Origin of the sequence: Pseudomonas sp. R3.Fl (assembly GCF_023516765.1) — a bacterium.
GTDB lineage: Bacteria > Pseudomonadota > Gammaproteobacteria > Pseudomonadales > Pseudomonadaceae > Pseudomonas > Pseudomonas citronellolis.
The window spans coordinates 2,246,312-2,263,570 of sequence record NZ_JAMGSO010000001.1 but is presented as its reverse complement, the minus strand read 5'-3'; the positions used below and the strand labels follow the sequence as shown (position 1 = coordinate 2,263,570).

The window sequence follows — 17,259 nt, the reverse complement described above, 5'->3', positions numbered from 1 at the left end:
ATGGAAATCCGCCATTTCCGCTATTTCATCAGCGTCGCCCGCCACGGCCACTTCACCCGCGCCGCCGAGCAGCTGGGCATCGCCCCGCCGACCCTGAGCCGGCAGATCCAGGACATGGAGAAGGAACTTGGCGTGCGCCTGTTCCAGCGCAGCCAGCGCGAGGTGCGCCTGACCGCCGCCGGCGAGGCGCTGCTGGCCGAGGCCGAGCAGGCGGTGCGCCAGTTCGATGCGGCGCAGCTGGGCGCGCAGCGCGCCGGGCGCGGCGAGGCCGGGCACATCGAGCTGGGCTACGTGGCCTCGGCGGCCTATTCCGGGGTGCTGCAGCGCCAGGTGAGCGATTTCGCCGCGGCGTACCCGGCGGTGCTGCTGAACATCCGCGAGGCGCCCATGGCCGAGCTGCCGGCGCTGGTGCGCGACGGCCAGCTGGACCTGGCCTACGTGCGCTCGCCCATGGAGCTTCCGGCGGAGCTGGAGGCCATCCGCCTGCACGACGAGGGTTTCGTCCTGGCGTTGCCGGAGGCCTCGCGGCTCAACGAGCTGGCGGAGATTCCCGCGGCGCGCCTGGCGGGCGAGACCTTCATCCTCCCCGAGCAGATTTCCGGCACCCTGGAGGTGGCCGCCCAGGGCGGCTTCGTGCCGCGCCTGGGGCCGCAGCCGGGCAGCCTGGTGGCGGTGATCGCCCTGGTGTCCCTGGGCCAGGGCGTGGCCCTGGTGCCGGAGTCGGTGCTGCGGCGCATCAGCCTGCCGCAGGTGAACTACCGACGTGTCGCCGGCAGCCGGGCCAGTTCCTGGCTGTCGCTGTTGCACCGGCGCTTCGAGAAGGCGCCGGCGGTGGCGCGCTACATCGAGCGGGTGCGCCTAGCCGCGGCCCAGGCGCGCCAGTAGCGCGGCCTTCACCGCCGGCCACTCGTCGTCGATGATGCTGAAGCGCAGCGAGTCGCGCTTGCGCCCGTCGGGCATGATCCGTTCGTGGCGGACGATGCCTTCCTGCGCCGCGCCCAGGGGCAGGCGCTTGCCGGTTTCGCCCGCGCCTGGAAAGCCGGGGCGGTGGTTGCGAATCGCGCGCAGGAGGGGGCTGACCAGTCGGCTGCGCCGAGGTGCTCTTCGTAGGAGCGAGCTTGCTTGCGAATGAACCCCGCTGCGGAGTCTGTTCGCGAGCAAGCTCGCTCCTACGAGAAGCCATGCGAGCGGGCTCTGCCCGCGATTTCGCGCGCAGGGCGCGCTCCTATAGGAGGCATCGAGGTGGTTTTCGTAGGATGGGTTGAGTTTGCGAAACCCATGCGGTTGCGGCGATGGGTATCGCTGCGCTCCACCCATCCTACGAGAGGCCATGCTCGCCTGCTCAGCGCCCGCCCAACTGGCCGCGGCGGTACTCGCCCTGGCGTTCGAGCATCCAGCCGGGGTACTCGGCCGGCAGGGCGCTGACCTGGTCGAGGGTGGCCAGTTCTTCGGCATTCAGCTCGACCTGGGTGGCGGCTATGTTGTCCTCGAGCTGCTCCAGGCGCTTGGCGCCGATGATCACGCTGGTCACCGCTTCCTGGTGCAGCAGCCAGGCCAGGGCCACCTGCGCCACCGATACGCCCTTGGCTTCGGCGATGCCGCGCATGGCGTCGATGCAGTCGTAGGCGCGTTCGCGGTTCACCGGCGGGAAGTCGAACTGGGTGCGCCGGCTGCCGGCCTCGGCCTCGCCGCCGCGGCCGTACTTGCCGCTGAGCAGGCCGCCGGCCAGGGGGCTCCAGACCATCAGACCGACCTTCTCGCTGCGCAGCAGCGGCACCAGTTCGCGCTCCAGGTCGCGGCCGGCGATGCTGTAGTAGGCCTGCAGCGACTCGAAGCGGGCCAGGCCGAGGCGCTCGGCGGTGCCCAGGGCCTTCATGATCTGCCAGGCCGCCCAGTTGGAGACGCCGACGTAGCGCACCAGGCCCTGGCGCACCAGGTCGTCGAGGGCGCGCAGGGTTTCCTCGATCGGCGTGGCCGGGTCGAAGCCGTGCACCTGGTAGAGGTCGATGTGGTCCAGCTGCAGGCGCTCCAGGCTGGCCTGCACGCCGCCGGCGATGTGGTAGCGCGACAGGCCGCGGGAGTTGGCACCGCGGGTGCCGGTCTCGCCGAACACCTTGGTGGCGACCACCACGTCCTCGCGGGGCACGCCGAGGTTCTTCAGGGCCTGGCCGGTGATGACCTCGGAGCGGCCCTCGGAATACACGTCGGCGGTGTCGATGAAGTTGATGCCGGCCGCCAGGGCCGCGCCGACCAGCTGCTCGGCCTCGGCCTGCTGCAGCTTGCCGATCTGGCTCCACAGCTGGCCTTCGCCGCCGAAGGTCATGGTGCCCAGGCAGAGTTCCGAGACGAACAGACCGGTGTTGCCGAACTTTCTGTAGCGCATGGCGAGCAATCCTCGGGAGGGGGCAGGGAAGGCGCCGCTGCCTCGCGCAGCGGCGGACGCCACCAGTATGGGCGCCGCGCCCTGGAAGGACGGCGCTCGATGCTGCCGCATTCTTGCCTATTGCTGCCGGCGCCCGCCTCAGGCCATGGGCGGCAGGCGGCGCTTGACCGGGGTCTTCTTGACGATGGCGGTGCTGGTCTCGGCGTAGGCGTTGAGGCGGTCGAGCAGGGTGTCCAGTTGCTCCATGTCGCGCACGCACAGGCGGGCGACGAAGCAGTCGTCGCCGGTGATCTTGTCGCACTCGGTGAACTCGGGGATGGCCTGGATCTGCCGTTCCACCTCGTGCAGCCGGCCGGGCAGCGGGCGCACGCGGACGATGGCCTGGAGCAGGTAGCCGAAGGCCTTCGGGTCCACCTCCAGGGTGTAGCCGCGAATCACCCCGCGGTCCTCCAGTTTGCGCAGGCGCTCGCCGACGCTGGGCGCGGAGAGGCCGCTGACCTGGGCCAGGGCCTTGAGCGACAGGCGCGAGTCTTCCATCAGGGCGGCGATCAGCAATTGGTCGATTTCGTCGGTCATTTTTTGGCTCGTTAGGCGATTGCGGGTGGATGCCTTGATAGTAAAGGCGATATTTGGTGGATGCCTTCCGTTTGCGATGGAAGGACGGGGTGACGCCTTGTCATGCTGTAGGCACACCTTGCAGGAGGAAGCCCCATGGACAAGTCCCTTCAACGCGGCACTCTGGAGATGACCGCGGCCATGCTGATCTGCGGCACCATCGGTTGGCTGGTGCTGGTGTCCGGCCAGCCGGTGCTGGACGTGGTGTTCTGGCGCTGCGTGTTCGGCGCCGCCACCTTGCTGGTCGCCTGCGCCCTGCTCGGGATGCTGCGCCCTGGCGTGCTGAGCCTTTCCGCCTTCGGCCTGGCGCTGCTCAGCGGGGTGGCCATCGTCGGCAACTGGGTGCTGCTGTTCGCCTCCTATTCGCGGGCGTCCATCGCCATCGGTACCGCGGTGTACAACACCCAGCCCTTCATGCTGGTGTTGCTGGCCGCCGTGTTCCTCGGCGAAAAGCTCAGCGCGCGCAAGCTCGGCTGGCTGGGGTTGTCCTTCGCCGGCATGCTGGCCATCGTCAGCGCCCACGGCAGCGGCGGGCCGGGCAGCGACTACCTGGGCGGCATCGCCCTGGCCCTGGGCGCGGCGCTGCTGTATGCCTTTGCCGCGCTGATCGTCAAACGCCTGCAGGCGGTGCCGCCGCATGTGATCGCGCTGGTGCAGGTTTGCAGCGGCGTGCTGCTGCTGGCGCCCCTGGCCAACCTCTCGGCGCTGCCGCAGCAGCCCTCGGCCTGGGCCTGCCTGGCCACCCTCGGCATCGTCCACACCGGGCTGATGTACGTGCTGCTCTACGGCGCCATCCAGAAACTGCCGACGGCGCTGACCGGCGCGCTGTCGTTCATCTACCCGGTGGCGGCGATCCTGGTGGACTGGGTGGTGTTCGGCCACCGCCTGGGCCTGGCGCAGTGGCTGGGCGTGGCGGCCATCCTCCTGGCCGCGGCCGGCATGCAGCGCGACTGGGGGCTGCCGCGGCGGTTGGCTGCGCGCTTCGCGCTGCGCGGGACGGATTACGGAAAGCGCTGAGGCGTGGGAATTTTTCCCCAGGCGGTGACTCCAACTCCCACCAAGTCATGCCATGGGTGAATGATGAACTACAAGCTGTTGCCAATGATCGGTGTCGCGGTGCTGCTCGGCGCCTGCGGCGGCAAGGAGGCGGAGGTGTGCGCCAGCAAGGACATGCGCGACCAGTTGGTGAAGGTGTTCACCGACGGCCCGCTGTCCGGCCGCGGCGACCTGCTCAAGGACGTGGAGCTGCGCGACGCGGCCATCCTCGAGAAGGACCCGGACAGCGGCGTGCTCGAATGCGTGGCCACCTTCCGCGTGCCGGTGGGGCAGCAGGTGGTGCAGGGGCCGCTGGAGTACCGCATCGCCCCGGCTGCGAAGTCCGATCATGACTATCTGTTGCTGTTCACCAAGAGCGAGCGGGCGTTGGCGCTGGCCGATCGGATTCAGCGGGTGTTCCCGGCGGCGGGGACGTCGCAGTGATGATGAGGGTGTAGGAGCGAGCTTGCTCGCGAACCTCCTGGCGGCTGCGGTGTATTCGGTTGACTCCGTTCCCTCACCCCAGCCCTCTCCCGGAGGGAGAGGGGGCCGTTCGGCGTGAGTGGTGAATCCAGAGTCAGCCTGAAATGCCTATCTGTCCCTGCGTTCGCGGGAATGGTGAGGGTAGGAGCGAGCTTGCTCGCGAAGGGTGCTTCCTTGCGACTGCGGTGTATTCGGTTGACTCCGTTCCCTCACCCCAGCCCTCTCCCGGAGGGAGAGGGGGCCGTTTGGCGCGAGTGGTGAATCCAGAGTCAGCCTGAAACGCCTGTCTGTCCCTGCGTTCGCGAGAGTGGCGAAGGGGAAGGATGGTGCCTGACCTCCAGGCCGCTCAGGACAGCCCCCTCTCCCGCTTGCGGGAGAGGGTTGGGGTGAGGGCGCTCTTGAGTCAGGCGCCTGCGCCACCGGCAGCTTCCATTCGCGAGCAAGCTCGCTCCTACGAAAAGCCATGCCCGCTCATACAGTCGGAGCGGACTCGGTCAATGCCGCACAAACGAAAAAGCCGTTCCCCCATGAGGAGGAGCGGCTTTTTCATCAGCGCCTTTCGGCGCCCGCTCAGGCAGCGTTGCCGTAGCGGGCCTGCTTCTTCTTGACCTGCTGGCGGCACGCGTCGCCGAAGGCCTGGAAGATTTTCACCGAGTCGGGGTTCTTCAGCGCCTGCCATTCCGGGTGCCACTGCACCGCGAAGAGGAAGGGCGAGAGCGTCGGTGCGTGGATCGCCTCGACCAGGCCGTCTTCGGCGTGGGCGATGGCTTCCAGGCCCTTGCCGAGGGTCTTCAGGCCCTGGCCGTGCAGCGAGTTGACCTGGATCGAGTCGGTCTGCAGCAGCTTGTGCAGCCAGGTGTTCTGCGCCACGCGCACGCTGTGCGCCGGGGCGTATTGCACCTCGACCGGGTCTTCGGGGTTTTCCCGGTGGTCGTTGAAGCCGGGCTCGGCGTAGACCTTCTGGTAAATGTCGCCGCCCAGCGCCACGTTGATTTCCTGCATGCCGCGGCAGATGCCGAAGATCGGCAGGCCACGGGCGATGGCGGCCTTGATCAGGGGCAGGTCGAAGAGGTCGCGCTGCTTGTCCTGGGCCTTGCCGGGGGTTTCGTTTTCCTGGCCGTAGAGGGCCGGATCGATGTTGCTGCCGGCGCCGGTGAGGTAGACGCCGTCGGCCATGTCGAGGTACTGCTCGAGATCGTCGATGCCGCAGCAGGTCGGCACCAGGACCGGCACGCAACCGGCGATGTCGGTGATCGGGGTGATGTACTTGTGGGTCATCACCTGATAGTCGTGGCCCTTGCGTTCCTGGGCGCCCATGGACATCAGGACGACGGGCTTGCGGAGTTTCTGATTGTTATTGCCAATGTTGCTGTTGGACATATGTCACCTTGGGACAGGCTCGGCCTGTCGTTTATGTGCAGGCGCGGCCGGGAGGGCGCTACCTGGGGCTCCGAGCACTGCCGTAGCGGGGCTGGAAGCGCCCGCAAACGGTCGAAGCCTGCCCACCAGCCTGCCAGAGCCGTAAAATATGTCAAACAATTTCGCTTTCGATCGTTAAAAATAATGGCCGAAATTCATGGCGATTTCATTTTCAAGATGCTGTATTTAAAGGATTTTTTCTTTAATTCGATAAATATCGGTCCATTATTTTTTACGGATCAGACCTTTCCGTGAAAATTATACTGAACATTTTCACGGAAAATCGCCGGGCACGCGCCGGCCGCGCCCTTGAGCGGGCGCCGCGTCTGAAGCTTTCCTGCGGGGGCGCTGGCGCCCCGGCCCGTCAGCCGGGCAGTTCGACCTTGCCGGGCGGCAGCGGCGCCTTGGCCGGGTCGCCGCTGAAGGCTTCCACCCGGTTGCGCCCGCCGTGCTTGGCGGCGTACAGGGCCACGTCGGCGTTGCCCACCAGGGCTTCCTGGCTGGCCACCGGGCCCTGGGCGGTGGAGGCCACGCCGATGCTCACCGTCAGGTGGCCGCGGGCGGCCCAGGCGTGGGGCAGCTGCAGGGCCTCGACGGCGGCGCGGATGCGCTCGCCGATGGCGCAGGCGCTGGCCAGGTCGGCGCCGGGCATGACCACGGTGAACTCCTCGCCGCCGAAGCGCGCGACGAAGTCGCAGTGCTCGCGCACGTTGTCGCGGATGGCCTCGGCCACGCGGCGGATGCCGACGTCGCCGGCGAGGTGGCCGTAGCCGTCGTTGTAGAGCTTGAAGTGGTCGATATCCAGCATCAGCACGCTCAGCGGCTCGGCGTGCCGCGCGCAGCGGTGCCATTCGCGCTTGAGCGTCTCGTCCAGGTGGCGCTTGTTGGCGATGCGGGTGAGGTCGTCGGTGCGGCTGAGCACCGCCAGCTCCTGGTTGGCCAGCGCGTACTTGTGCGCCAGCACCTGGTGTTCCCAGGCCAGCTTGAGCGCCTCGTTGAAGCGGATCTGCAGGCGCCGGCCCATTTCCGCGATGAAGGGGCAGACGATCCAGGCGGAGATCGCCAGGAAGGTCGCCTGGGGTTCGGGGTCGCGGAAGTAGGCGATGCCCAGGAAGAAGAACATGGGCACGTGGAAGGCCAGGTGCGCCGGCCAGTAGGACACGTTGCTCATGGCCACCATCACCGAGGCCAGGGCGATGCAGCCGTAGATCACGTCCTCGTAGGGCGTGCCGTAGCTCATCAGCCAGATGGCGCCGATGCCCCAGGCCAGCCCCACGGCGCCGCACTGTAGCATGGTCAGCCGCGCCCAGATGTGCGGCGCCAGGCGCTGCGGGTTGCGTCGCCAGGCATGCACCAGGCCCAGGCGCACGGCCATCAGCAGCACCAGCACGGCGAGCCACAGGCAGCGCCCGAGCAGGGGCGCGCTGGCATGGTAGACGCCGAACACCATGGTGCCGGAGAACACGTTGCCCACCGCGGTGGACGGGCTGGTGGAGAACAGCGTGGCGACGCGCTCGGCGAGGTAGTCCTCGGCGGGGCGCTCGGGCAGCGGTGGCGGGTTGGTATCGGCGAAGGCGGTCATGCCTGGGCTCCTGGGTGCGCCCCGGGGCGGTGCAGCGGGGGCGGGTGCAGGCACGCGCCGGCCCGGCGCGCTGGCGCCGCGGTCCATGGCGGTGCGGTTGCCCGGCCCGACCGATGGCTTCCGTTGCGCGGGAAAATGCAGTGATGTCTCAGTGCCATCATGCCTGGAGTACGATGGGAATTCGAGCCCGCGGACGACGGAAGGCAGCGCCGCCGGGCGGAAGCGGAAAGCGAGACGCCCCCTCTCGCTGGGCGAAAAGGGGGCGTTTTTCTTGCCGTGGCACCATCCTGGTGCGTTATCTCCCGGGGCGGCTTACTTGCCGGTCTTGATGGTGGTCCAGCTGCGGGTCATCAGGCGCTGGGTGTTGGCCGGCAGGTCCGGGAAGGCGTACAGCTTCTTCATCACCTCTTCCTTCGGATAGATGCCCGGGTCGTTGCGGATTTCCTCGTTCACCAGCGCGGTGGCGGCAGCGTTGCCGTTGGGGAAGGAGGTGACGTTGCTGATCTCGGCGATCACCTGCGGCTCGAGCAGGAAGTTGAGCCACTGCAGCGCGCCTTCGGGGTTCTCGGCGTCCTTCGGAATGGCCACGGTGTCGAAGAAGGCGCCGGCGCCTTCCTTCGGAATGTTGTAGAGCACGTGGACGTTGTTCTTCGCTTCCGCGGCGCGGGCCTTGGCCTGGTAGACGTCGCCCGAGTAGCCGACGGCGACGCAGATGTTGCCGTTGGCCAGGTCCGAGATGTACTTGGAGGAGTGGAAGTAGGTGATGTACGGACGGATCTTCTGGTACAGCGCGGTGGCCGCCTTGATCTCCTTCGGATCATTGCTGTCGGGCTTGTAGCCCAGGTAGTGCAGGGCCGCCGGCAGCATCTCGGTGGGCGAGTCGAGGAAGCTCACGCCGCACTGCTTGAGCTTCTGGATGTTCTCGGGCTTGAACACCAGGTCCCAGGAATCCACCGGGGCGTTGTCGCCGAGCACGGCCTTGACCTTGTCCGGGTTGTAGCCCAGGCCGATGGTGCCCCACATGTAGGGGATGGCGAACTTGTTGCCCGGGTCGCTGATCTCGAGGGTCTTCATCAGGTCCGGGTTGAGGTTCTTCCAGTTCGGCAGCTTGGACTTGTCCAGCGGCATGTAGACGCCGGCCTTGATCTGCTTGGCGAGGAAGTTGTTCGACGGCACCACCACGTCGTAGCCGGACTTGCCGGCCAGCAGCTTGGCTTCCAGCACTTCGTTGCTGTCGTAGACGTCGTAGACGACCTTGATGCCGGTGGCCTTGGTGAACTTGTCGACCGTGTCAGGGGCGATGTAGTCGGACCAGTTGTAAACGTGCAGCACTTTGTTGTCCGCCTGCGCCATACCAGCCACAGCGCCCGCCAGAGTCACGGCGAGCAGGGTCTTGCCGAAGGTCTTGAACATGCAGGTTGCTCCGATTTTCTTCTATCCGTGCGTAAGTTGGGTCTTCCGCACGGATCGACAGCAAGAACCATTCCCGATAATGGCCCCCGGCCATTTACCGGCGGCCGGCCCCCGGTGGCTCTAGCCTGGCGCCAAGGGGCGGGAGGAGGGCAGGCGGGCGCGGCGACGGAATCCCGGCGCGGGCTGTTACAAGGCGTACCGTCGTACCAGGTGGCTCAATCGAGCCGGTAACGCGCGAGGTCCTGCGTGGAAAGCACGCGCATGCGCCCCGGCTCGATGGCCGCCATGTCGTCCAGCAGGGCGACGGGCACGTCCATCTCGCGCAGGTAGGCGGCCGGGCTGTAGCGGCTGGCGCCATCGGCCAGCCAGGAATCGCCGCCGGGGAAGTAGGGACGGTGCAGGCCGACATAGCCGCGCACCCGCCGCGTGTGCCCGGCGGCCAGCAGGTAGACGCAGCTGCCCTGGCACACGCTGTTGCGCGGCACCCAGGTATCGAACCCGGCCTCGCGCAGCAGCCGGCCCATCTTGATGGCCTCGCCCAGGCTGCCGCCGATGGAGTCGAGCAGGGCGATCCTGCGGGCGAACTTGCCGGGGTTGCGCTTCAGTCCCTGCAGCAGGCGCTCGTAGTCCCCCGGCGCGATGTCCTCGGTGACGCGCACCGCCAGGGTGAGCCCCAGCGACTTGTTCTGCACCGGCGCAACCTCGACCCGCGCGAGAGCCGCCGTCGAACACAGCACCGAAAGACCGAGCACGGCCGCGCGCACCAGGGTATTGCCCATGAACCTGCCTCGCCTTGAACCCAGCGGGAAATCGATGGGAGCGGAAGATACCGCCGATGCTGGCATTTGGCATCCCCCGGCACAGCCGAATCGGCGAATGCCCCGAAGTGCAGCACCAAGGCTTCACTCCGCCCGCGCCTTCTGGTAAAAAGGCACCCCCAAGCGGGCGTCGTATAATGGCATTACCTGAGCTTCCCAAGCTCATGACGAGGGTTCGATTCCCTTCGCCCGCTCCAGAACAAACCCAGCCAAGCCCCTGAAATGCCTAGCGTTTCGGGGGCTTTGCTTTTTCGGGGCCAGGAAGGTGTCGAAAAAGTGTCGAAGAGTCTGGCCAGGCGGAGGGCACTGAGCCTTGCAGGCGTTGAGCTCTTCCTGAGTCTCCAGATGTGTTTCGATGCCCAAGCGGTATTTGCAGTAATCACGCACCGTGGCCCGCTCCAGTGGGCTCAACTGCTCCAGGGGCTTGTCATCCGCATCGCTGGTAACTCAACCTGCTGGGATGGCGCGGATATTTCTCACGAGTTCCATGCCTCTGCTGCCAGAGCAACCTATCTCTTTTTGCAAGCGTCTAGCTCGGTTTGCGATTGAAGCCTGGTCTCGATGCCCAGCCGATAACGGCAATAATCGATCACCAACTGTCGCTCTTCGGCGGAGAGCTCTTGCAGGGGCTTGCTGTCCGCATCGTTGGCGAAAAGATTTACAAACTCCATCTGAAACGTTGGATGTCGTTTGATGAAGAAATTGGTATTCAGCTCGGCGTCGTCAATGGACTCGTAGTAGCCCAAAAAGAGCCGCGCGACGACTAGCAGCACCACTGGATAGATCAGTTTTTTCATGAGCTTGGAGGTGGCAGCAGTTGGGTTTTGGTGCGGATATTGCGGACCAGCTCCATCCCCACATTGCCAGGGCAGACCTTTCCTTCTGCGCGCTGGCCTGGATACTCTCGATGTCCACCGAAGTGCCTGATCACGAACACGCTCCTGATGGCGTCGACCAAGTCCAGGACGGCATCGATCTGTGGACCGGGTATTTGGTTTGTAGTGTTTAGCCCCAAGGCTTCCGCAGTCTTCCTGCCCAAAGCCAGTAAGTCGTCACCTTCTTCGGCGGTAGTCAGGTTGTTCAGCATAACGACGCCGATAACACCTGTGTTGTAGTCCAGAACGCTCGATCCCTTGAACCTGATGTCTCGCCCCTCATAGATCACCCCCGCACAATCGATTCCGAAGTGATATCCGATGTCGTCGTACCGTCCAGCGAGGTGGTCGTCTTGGGTATCGGCCATCTGTTCTGCCCCTGGGGCGCAGGAATAGCTACGGCCAGCATGGTGCAGCGCAATCATGCTGTAGTTCCAATCTTCAACCAGCGGCTTTTGGGGCGGCTTCGCTTTCCACTGGGACCGTTCAACGAACCTGCGTCCGAGCGACCGAACCTTGCGGATAACTGCTTCGCGGGTGGCGGCACGATCGTCGACCTTGATGGGGATAGGCTGAACAAGTTGGCCGGGCTTAACCTCCTGGGCCTTTGCCTTTGTCGTGAAGGTCCCGGTCATGCAGTAGCCTCCGAGAACTCGGTCAGGTCGCGGGCGGGGGACCGGAACATGATATGAAGCTCAATCACCGAATCTGCCGAAGGAGCCTCAATAGTGGCCATACCGCTGGAGTCGGTCACGCCAGTTCGACGGTAGCCATCAACCAGTACGATGTATTCGCGATTAGCGAGAGGCTGGCCAGTTTGACTGTCCGTGATGACAAATGACTGGGCGAAAGTCTTCGCGAAATGCACAGGGGTAGGCGCCTCAAAGGGAGCCGGAGTATGGCTGTCACCAATGATCACAGTGCCCGAACCGGAGATAACGACATTTCCGTGAGCGCCAATACTGCCAACAGTCGCAGCATTGCGACCATTGATGAAGACAGTCCCCGAAAGGTTCCCGGTCATCGCACCACCGCAGGCGCTCGGGTCTCCTTGACGCGCAGCCGGAAGGCCATCGAACAAGACATCCGGAGAGCCGGCAGCGATCGGATTCACCCCATGACCGGGCAAGGGGCAGGCTGTCGGATCGGTAAGACGAGCAGCAGGTTTTCCACTCATAACGCTAATCCTTGCATGGCGCATTGATGGCAGCAGAAAGTTGGCCAAGCAGCCGTCTTCCTCTTCAACCGCCAGACGTTAGCAGGGGCAAAGCGCGCAACTTCTTGCGCATACGGGACATAACCCGCATGGAGTCTGGGGCGGTGTCGTTTGTAATAATTTAATTCAGGTGTCCGCATGTTCATGATGAAGGGACTGGCAAACCCCATCTCATCTCTTGCTGTGAATCCAGTTCACAGCCCCTATGCCACCAACAGGGATTATCACCCCGCCCCCGGCTCCCTACCCTGCGCAGACCAGGGCCCATGAGGCCCTGGACAATCACAAGAACAATCCTGCGTGCCGAGGTGCTGTCGATGAACGCGACGCCTGAGAACCCACCCAAGAACCGCCTGGGCCACGGCCTGAAGAGTCGCCAGGTGACCATGATTTCCATCGGCGGCGTGATCGGCGCCGGGCTTTTCGTTGGTTCCTCCAATGCCATCGCCACCGCCGGGCCGGCGGTGTTGCTGGCTTATCTGCTGGCTGCGGTCATCGTCGTGCTGGTGATGCAGATGCTGGGCGAGATGGCCACCGCGCGGCCGGACACTGGCTCCTTCTCGTCCTATGCCGACCAGGCCATGGGACGCTGGGCCGGGTTTTCCATCGGCTGGCTGTACTGGTGGTTCTACGTGCTGGTGATCAGCATCGAGGCCATAGTCGCCGGCAATATCCTCGCGCCCTGGCTGGGCGTGGCGCCCTGGGTGGCGGCGCTGGGCATCACCCTGGCGCTGACGCTGTGCAACTGCCTGAGCGTCGGCAACTTCGGCGAGCTGGAGTACTGGCTGGCATTGTTCAAGGTGGTTTCCATCGTCGGCTTCATCGTCCTCGGCGTGCTGGCGATCTTCGGCTTGCTGCCGGGCTCTTCCACTTCCGGCGTGCAGCACCTGTATGCCGACGGCGGCTTCATGCCCAAGGGGCCGGTGTCGGTGGTGGCGGCCATGCTCACGGCGATGTTCAGCTTCCAGGGCAGCGAGATCGTGACCATCGCCGCCGCCGAGACCAAGGAGCCGCGCGCCAATATCCGCAAGGCGATCCGCGCCGTGGTCTGGCGCCTGGGGCTGTTCTACCTCGGCTCGATGCTGGTGGTGGTGTGCCTGGTGCCGTGGAACGCGCCGGGGCTGGCGCAGGGTTCCTACCAGTCGGTGCTGGCGGCGATGAACATTCCCTACGCGCCGCAGATCATGAGCGTGGTGGTGCTGGTGGCGGTGAGCAGTTGCCTGAACTCGGCGATCTACACCGCCTCGCGCATGGCCTACTCGCTGGCTTACCGTGGCGACGCGCCGCGCGCCTGGAGCCGCACCAACCGCCGCGGCGTGCCGCTGGGCGCGGTGCTGAGCACCGCCGGCGTGGCCCTGCTGGCGCTGGGCGCGAACTACCTGCTGCCCAAGGAGGTGTTCGACTTCCTGCTCGCCTCCAGCGGCGCCATCGCCCTGCTGATGTACCTGGTGATCGCCATCACCCAGCTGTGCATGCGCCGCAAGCTGCGCGCCAGCGGCGAGCCCCTGGCGGTGGAGATGTGGGCCTTCCCCTGGCTGACCCTGGCGACCATCGCGCTGATCGTCGGCATCCTGGCGATCATGTCGGTGTTCCCCGGCCACCGCGGCGAGCTGCTCACCACCCTGGGCCTGAGCGCCGTGCTGGCGGGCATCGGCCTGTACCTGCAGAAGCGCCAGCCGCAGCTCTCCGCGCAGCGCGCGCAGGGCGGCTTCGGCGAACTGGCGGCGCTGTGACGCCGCTTCACAACGCCTGTGCCGGCGGCCCGGTTTTTCCGCCGCCGGCGCACACCTAACCTGCCCGTGGCGGGGCTCGCCGAGCCCGCCGTGACCTTCCCCAACTGCCTGATAGAGAGTGATCGATGAGCATCGCGATGAAGCCGGACGAACTGGCGATTCCCTACCAACTGCCGCAGGTGCCGTTCATGGCGCCGGACATGGTCCTGCCCGGCGTGCTGGACCAGTGGCTGGAGGACGACCAGCTGTGGGTCCCGGTGACCGCCAGCGTCTCCTTCAAGCCGCTGCTGCTGAGCGTGAGCGGCGGCTACTACATCAACCTGCTGCGCGTGCGCCAGAGCGGCGTGCTGTCGCGCCATCGCCATACCGGCGGCGTGCACGCGCTGGTGCTCAAGGGCCGCTGGTGGTACCTGGAGCACGACTGGATCGCCGAACAGGGCTCCTTCGCCTTCGAGCCGCCGGGCGAGACCCACACCCTGTTCGTGCCCGAGGACGTCGAGGAAATGATCACCTGGTTCCACGTCCAGGGCGGCTACACCTACGTCGATCCGCAGGGCGTGGCGGTGGGCTACGAGGACGTCTTCACCAAGCTGGAGGCAGCGCGCCGGCACTATGCGTCCATCGGCCTGGGTGAGGACTACGTCGAGCGTTTCATCCGCTGAAGCAGGCCGGAACGGCGGGCGCTATGCTCGCCGCCACGACGCATCGAGGACCGGACATGGACAACTATTCGCAACTGCTGGCCTTCATCTGGGCGGTCGAACACGGCAATTTCTCCGCCGCGGCGCGCGCCCACGAGATGACGCCTTCGGCGGTCAGCAAGCTGATCAGCCGCCTGGAGGATCGCCTGCAGGTGCGCCTGTTCCAGCGCGGTACGCGGAGCCTGACGCTGACCGAGGAGGGCGCCGCCTACCTGCGCAGCGCCCGCGCCGTGGTGGAGGCGATGGCCGAGGCGGATTCGCTGGCCGAAGCGCTGCCTACGCGGGTCAGCGGCACCCTGCGCATCCACACCATGACCACCTTCGCCAAGCACCAGATAGCGCCCTGGCTGCCGGAGTTCCTCGACCGCTACCCGGCGCTGCAGGTGGAGATCCAGGTCGGCGCGCAGTACGTCGACCAGTTCGAGCAGGGCCTGGACCTGGCCATCCACAGCGGCGTGCTGCCGGACTCCAGCCGGGTGACCCGGCGCCTGGGCGAGACGCAGTGGATCACCTGCGCCGCCCCGGCCTACCTGGCGCGCTGCGGCACGCCCCGCCACCCGCAGGAGTTGCTGCGCCACCGCTGCTTCCAGTTCAGCTTCGACAGCCCGTGGAACCGCTGGAGCTTCCGCGCAGGCCCGGAGCGCCTGAACGTGCCGGTGACGCCCGCGGCGACCTTCGCCCAGGGCGACCTGCTGCGTGACATGGCCCTGGCCGGCGCCGGCATCGTGCGCCTGGCCGACTTCCATATCGGCGCCGACATCCGCGCCGGCCGCCTGGTGCAGGTGCTGGAGGAATACCCCAGCGACCTGCGCGAGCCGGTGTACCTGATCTATGCCAACCGCAGGCACCTGAGCCCGAGGATCAAGGTCTTCCGCGACTTCCTCGAGCAGCGCCTGCGGGAGGCTCCCTGGAGCCTGTCCTAGGGCAGGCCGTTACGACCCATTCACGAGGCGCCCGCACGGCGGGCGCGATGCAGGAGTAGACCATGGCCCATCTGGTGGGTGACGTATCCAGCGCCGCGCGCATTCTTCCCGACCTGGACGGCGAGAAGCTGTTCATCCAGCGGGGCAGGGGGGCCTATCTCTGGGACGCCCAGGGGCGGCGCTACATCGATACCGCGCTGGGCTTCGGCGCGGTGCTGCTCGGCCATTCCGAGCCGGCGGTGATCGAGGCGGTGGGAGCCGCCTTGCAGGACGCCGCCGCGCCGTCCTGGGCCCACGTGCGCGAGCATGCCGCCGCCGACTGCCTGGCGCGCCACGGCGGCGCGCTCGACAAGGTGATCTTCACCAACTCCGGCAGCGAGGCGGTGCACCTGGCCTGCCGCGCGGCGCGCGCCTACACCGGCCGGCCGCGCATCGCCAAGATGGCCGCCGGCTTCGACGGCTGGTTCGACGAGGTGACCCTGGGCAACGTCGGCTCCGCCGAAGCCACCTTCGCCCCTGGCGAGCGCCCGGCGAGCGAGCGCATGACGCTGCTGCGCTACAACGACTTCGACGACGTCGAGCGGCTGTTCGCCGAGCACAGCGACATCGCCGCCGTGCTGCTCGAACCCATGCTGGCCAACGCCGGCTGCATCATGGCCGCGCCCGGCTACCTGGCGCACGTGCAGCGCGTGGCCCACGCCCATGGCGCGCTGGTGATCAGCGACGAGGTGCTGATGGGCTTCCGCCGTCACGCCGGGCTGAGCAGCCTGTACGAGGGGCTGGACCCGGACCTGGCCAGCGTCGGCAAGGCCATCGGCAACGGCGTGCCGGTCTCGGCGGTGCTGGGCAAGGCGCACATCCTGGCCGGCTTCGAGGAAGGCCGGGTACTGCGCGGCGGCACCTTCAGCGGCAACCCCATGGCCTGCGCGGCGGTGCAGGCAACGCTGGCGCAGCTCGAAGACGCCGACTACGCCGCGCTGATGGCGCGTGGCGAGGCGCTTCGCAGCTGGATCGAGCGGCTGTTCCGCGAACATGGCATGCCCCTGTCCACCAGCGGCTACGGCAACGTCTTCGGCCTCTGGCCGGCAGAGCGGGCGTCGCGGGATTTCGACGAAGCCGCGCGCATCGCCAATCCCGGCTTCAGCAAGGCGCTGCATCTGGAACTGCGCCGCGCGGGCCTGTTGCTGATGCCGTCGCCCTATGGCCGGTTGTACCTGTCCTTCGCCCATACCGATGCGGTGGTCGAGGAGATGAAGGCAGCGTTCGAGCAGGCGGTGGGGCGCTTGGCCGAGGTGCTCTTGTAGGAGCGAGCTTGCTCGCGAACAAGCGCGGTGCCATGCGGTTCGCGAGCAAGCTCGCTCCTACGCTGCCCCACCTACGCCATTCCCATGTAGGAGCGCGCCCTGCGCGCGAAATCGCGGGCAGGGCCCGTGCGGGAATGCGTGGTGTTTTTCCCGTAGGAGCGGAGCTTCTCCGCGATAGCCGGATGTATCGGCGCGCTTCGCGGATGAGATCCGCTCCTACGCTGCCCCACCTGCGCCATTCCCCTGTAGGAGCGCGCCCTGCGCGCGAAATCGCGGGCAGGGCCCGTGCGGGAATGCGTGGTGTTTTTCCCGTAGGAGCGGAGCTTCTCCGCGATAGCCGGACGTATCGGCGCGCTTCGCGGATGAGATCCGCTCCTACGCTGCTCCACCTGCGCCATTCCCTTGTAGGAGCGCGCCCTGCGCGCGATTTCGCGGGCAGGGCCCGCTCCTACAGGTTGTGGGCTTTCAGGCTTGCTGGCGGGCGCTTTCCTGCAGTCGCCGGGGCTCGGCGGCGGCTTCTTCGCCGGCCAGCTTCTGCGCCGCCGGCTCGTCTTCGGCGTTGACCGAGCGGCGGAAGCCCTTGATGGCTTCGCCGAGGTCGCTGCCCAGGTGTTTCACCCGCTTGCTGCCGAATACCAGCAGCGCCACCAGCAGCAGGACCAGCCAGTGTTTCCAGTCGAATATGCCCATCACCATGTCTCCAGATCGCGGTTCGGTTGTTGTTATTGGCGCCTGCATTTTTGGTGGGAGGGTTCTGCT

The 17,259-nt window shown here is 66.5% G+C and carries 17 protein-coding genes, 1 tRNA gene and 1 pseudogene; 8 read left to right on the top strand and 11 right to left on the bottom strand.

Translation table 11 applies throughout. From position 1 onward, the window contains the following. Entirely contained in the window at nt 1–885 is an 885-nt protein-coding gene (locus M8R19_RS09750; RefSeq protein WP_116422532.1) for a LysR family transcriptional regulator, read from the top strand. Here the strand turns inward: M8R19_RS09750 and M8R19_RS09745 are convergent. The 3 genes and pseudogenes from M8R19_RS09745 to M8R19_RS09735 form a co-directional block, all read right to left on the bottom strand. After that, a pseudogene (locus tag M8R19_RS09745) lies at nt 859–1,008 on the bottom strand (GNAT family N-acetyltransferase); the annotation flags it as partial. The gene M8R19_RS09750 and the pseudogene M8R19_RS09745 sit on opposite strands and share 27 nt — an antisense overlap. A gap of 334 nt (nt 1,009–1,342) precedes the next feature. After that, the gene (locus tag M8R19_RS09740; protein ID WP_074983035.1) at nt 1,343–2,383 is read right to left on the bottom strand and encodes an aldo/keto reductase; all 1,041 of its coding nucleotides are present in this window, start codon (nt 2,381–2,383) and stop codon (nt 1,343–1,345) included. Nucleotides 2,384–2,521: 138 nt separating this feature from the next. Then, nucleotides 2,522–2,959, bottom strand: coding sequence for an Lrp/AsnC family transcriptional regulator (locus M8R19_RS09735; RefSeq protein ID WP_009618069.1), 438 nt, complete (start codon nt 2,957–2,959; stop codon nt 2,522–2,524). A 135-nt stretch (nt 2,960–3,094) separates the two neighbouring features. On the opposite strand from M8R19_RS09735, the gene M8R19_RS09730 reads away from it, so the two are divergent. Both M8R19_RS09730 and M8R19_RS09725 read left to right on the top strand, forming a co-directional pair. Further along, nucleotides 3,095–4,015: a DMT family transporter gene (locus M8R19_RS09730; RefSeq protein WP_074983036.1), complete on the top strand. Its 921-nt coding sequence runs from the start codon at nt 3,095–3,097 to the stop codon at nt 4,013–4,015. A 60-nt stretch (nt 4,016–4,075) separates the two neighbouring features. Continuing rightward, nucleotides 4,076–4,477: a hypothetical protein gene (locus M8R19_RS09725; RefSeq protein WP_009618073.1), complete on the top strand. Its 402-nt coding sequence runs from the start codon at nt 4,076–4,078 to the stop codon at nt 4,475–4,477. Between the two features lie 609 nt (nt 4,478–5,086). Here the strand turns inward: M8R19_RS09725 and M8R19_RS09720 are convergent. The 4 genes from M8R19_RS09720 to M8R19_RS09705 all read right to left on the bottom strand — a co-directional run bounded on the left by M8R19_RS09720 (nt 5,087) and on the right by M8R19_RS09705 (nt 9,709). Continuing rightward, on the bottom strand, nt 5,087–5,896 hold the full coding sequence (locus M8R19_RS09720) for a gamma-glutamyl-gamma-aminobutyrate hydrolase family protein (RefSeq protein WP_249917690.1): 810 nt from the start codon (nt 5,894–5,896) through the stop codon (nt 5,087–5,089). Between the two features lie 403 nt (nt 5,897–6,299). Then, entirely contained in the window at nt 6,300–7,517 is a 1,218-nt protein-coding gene (locus M8R19_RS09715) for a GGDEF domain-containing protein (RefSeq protein WP_249917689.1), read from the bottom strand. 312 nt (nt 7,518–7,829) lie between these two features. After that, nucleotides 7,830–8,930, bottom strand: a complete 1,101-nt coding sequence (locus tag M8R19_RS09710; RefSeq protein WP_074983041.1) for a polyamine ABC transporter substrate-binding protein — start codon at nt 8,928–8,930, stop codon at nt 7,830–7,832. Between the two features lie 215 nt (nt 8,931–9,145). Next, entirely contained in the window at nt 9,146–9,709 is a 564-nt protein-coding gene (locus M8R19_RS09705) for a COG3904 family protein (protein WP_249917688.1), read from the bottom strand. 162 nt (nt 9,710–9,871) lie between these two features. On the opposite strand from M8R19_RS09705, the gene M8R19_RS09700 reads away from it, so the two are divergent. Beyond that, nucleotides 9,872–9,945: transfer RNA gene (locus M8R19_RS09700), tRNA-Gly, on the top strand. A 312-nt stretch (nt 9,946–10,257) separates the two neighbouring features. On the opposite strand, the gene M8R19_RS09695 is transcribed toward M8R19_RS09700, so the two are convergent. The 3 genes from M8R19_RS09695 to M8R19_RS09685 are packed head-to-tail and all read right to left on the bottom strand — an operon-like array spanning nt 10,258 to nt 11,800. Beyond that, the gene (locus tag M8R19_RS09695; protein ID WP_249917687.1) at nt 10,258–10,545 is read right to left on the bottom strand and encodes a hypothetical protein; all 288 of its coding nucleotides are present in this window, start codon (nt 10,543–10,545) and stop codon (nt 10,258–10,260) included. Beyond that, nucleotides 10,542–11,258, bottom strand: a complete 717-nt coding sequence (locus M8R19_RS09690; RefSeq protein WP_249917686.1) for an N-acetylmuramoyl-L-alanine amidase — start codon at nt 11,256–11,258, stop codon at nt 10,542–10,544. Before M8R19_RS09690 ends, M8R19_RS09695 begins: the two co-directional genes overlap by 4 nt. Then, entirely contained in the window at nt 11,255–11,800 is a 546-nt protein-coding gene (locus M8R19_RS09685) for a PAAR domain-containing protein (protein WP_116422526.1), read from the bottom strand. The genes M8R19_RS09690 and M8R19_RS09685 overlap by 4 nt, the downstream gene beginning before the upstream one ends. A gap of 356 nt (nt 11,801–12,156) precedes the next feature. Here M8R19_RS09685 and M8R19_RS09680 point away from each other — a divergent pair, with 356 nt between their 5' ends. From M8R19_RS09680 to M8R19_RS09665, 4 genes are all read left to right on the top strand, one after another. Further along, nucleotides 12,157–13,572 (top strand): amino acid permease, encoded by a 1,416-nt coding sequence (locus tag M8R19_RS09680; protein ID WP_249917685.1) that lies wholly within the window; start codon nt 12,157–12,159, stop codon nt 13,570–13,572. 125 nt (nt 13,573–13,697) lie between these two features. Further along, entirely contained in the window at nt 13,698–14,234 is a 537-nt protein-coding gene (locus tag M8R19_RS09675) for a 2,4'-dihydroxyacetophenone dioxygenase family protein (protein ID WP_249917684.1), read from the top strand. A 56-nt stretch (nt 14,235–14,290) separates the two neighbouring features. Beyond that, the gene (locus M8R19_RS09670) at nt 14,291–15,196 is read left to right on the top strand and encodes a LysR family transcriptional regulator (protein ID WP_249917683.1); all 906 of its coding nucleotides are present in this window, start codon (nt 14,291–14,293) and stop codon (nt 15,194–15,196) included. Nucleotides 15,197–15,258: 62 nt separating this feature from the next. Further along, nucleotides 15,259–16,500, top strand: a complete 1,242-nt coding sequence (locus M8R19_RS09665) for an aspartate aminotransferase family protein (protein WP_249917682.1) — start codon at nt 15,259–15,261, stop codon at nt 16,498–16,500. A gap of 465 nt (nt 16,501–16,965) precedes the next feature. Here the strand turns inward: M8R19_RS09665 and tatA are convergent, their stop codons facing one another. After that, on the bottom strand, nt 16,966–17,190 hold the full coding sequence (gene tatA / locus M8R19_RS33295; protein WP_074983062.1) for a twin-arginine translocase TatA/TatE family subunit: 225 nt from the start codon (nt 17,188–17,190) through the stop codon (nt 16,966–16,968). Between the last annotated feature and the right edge of the window lie 69 nt (nt 17,191–17,259).

Coding starts and splice junctions, on each gene's coding strand:
- M8R19_RS09680 (WP_249917685.1), top strand. CDS start 12,157: ATGAACGCGACGCCTGAGAACCCACCCAAGAACCGCCTGGGCCACGGC.
- M8R19_RS09735 (WP_009618069.1), bottom strand. CDS start 2,959: ATGACCGACGAAATCGACCAATTGCTGATCGCCGCCCTGATGGAAGAC.
- M8R19_RS09685 (WP_116422526.1), bottom strand. CDS start 11,800: ATGAGTGGAAAACCTGCTGCTCGTCTTACCGATCCGACAGCCTGCCCC.
- M8R19_RS09740 (WP_074983035.1), bottom strand. CDS start 2,383: ATGCGCTACAGAAAGTTCGGCAACACCGGTCTGTTCGTCTCGGAACTC.
- M8R19_RS09725 (WP_009618073.1), top strand. CDS start 4,076: ATGATGAACTACAAGCTGTTGCCAATGATCGGTGTCGCGGTGCTGCTC.
- M8R19_RS09690 (WP_249917686.1), bottom strand. CDS start 11,258: ATGACCGGGACCTTCACGACAAAGGCAAAGGCCCAGGAGGTTAAGCCC.
- M8R19_RS09695 (WP_249917687.1), bottom strand. CDS start 10,545: ATGAAAAAACTGATCTATCCAGTGGTGCTGCTAGTCGTCGCGCGGCTC.
- M8R19_RS09720 (WP_249917690.1), bottom strand. CDS start 5,896: ATGTCCAACAGCAACATTGGCAATAACAATCAGAAACTCCGCAAGCCC.
- M8R19_RS09675 (WP_249917684.1), top strand. CDS start 13,698: ATGAGCATCGCGATGAAGCCGGACGAACTGGCGATTCCCTACCAACTG.
- M8R19_RS09710 (WP_074983041.1), bottom strand. CDS start 8,930: ATGTTCAAGACCTTCGGCAAGACCCTGCTCGCCGTGACTCTGGCGGGC.
- M8R19_RS09715 (WP_249917689.1), bottom strand. CDS start 7,517: ATGACCGCCTTCGCCGATACCAACCCGCCACCGCTGCCCGAGCGCCCC.
- M8R19_RS09705 (WP_249917688.1), bottom strand. CDS start 9,709: ATGGGCAATACCCTGGTGCGCGCGGCCGTGCTCGGTCTTTCGGTGCTG.
- tatA (WP_074983062.1), bottom strand. CDS start 17,190: ATGGGCATATTCGACTGGAAACACTGGCTGGTCCTGCTGCTGGTGGCG.
- M8R19_RS09670 (WP_249917683.1), top strand. CDS start 14,291: ATGGACAACTATTCGCAACTGCTGGCCTTCATCTGGGCGGTCGAACAC.
- M8R19_RS09730 (WP_074983036.1), top strand. CDS start 3,095: ATGGACAAGTCCCTTCAACGCGGCACTCTGGAGATGACCGCGGCCATG.
- M8R19_RS09750 (WP_116422532.1), top strand. CDS start 1: ATGGAAATCCGCCATTTCCGCTATTTCATCAGCGTCGCCCGCCACGGC.
- M8R19_RS09665 (WP_249917682.1), top strand. CDS start 15,259: ATGGCCCATCTGGTGGGTGACGTATCCAGCGCCGCGCGCATTCTTCCC.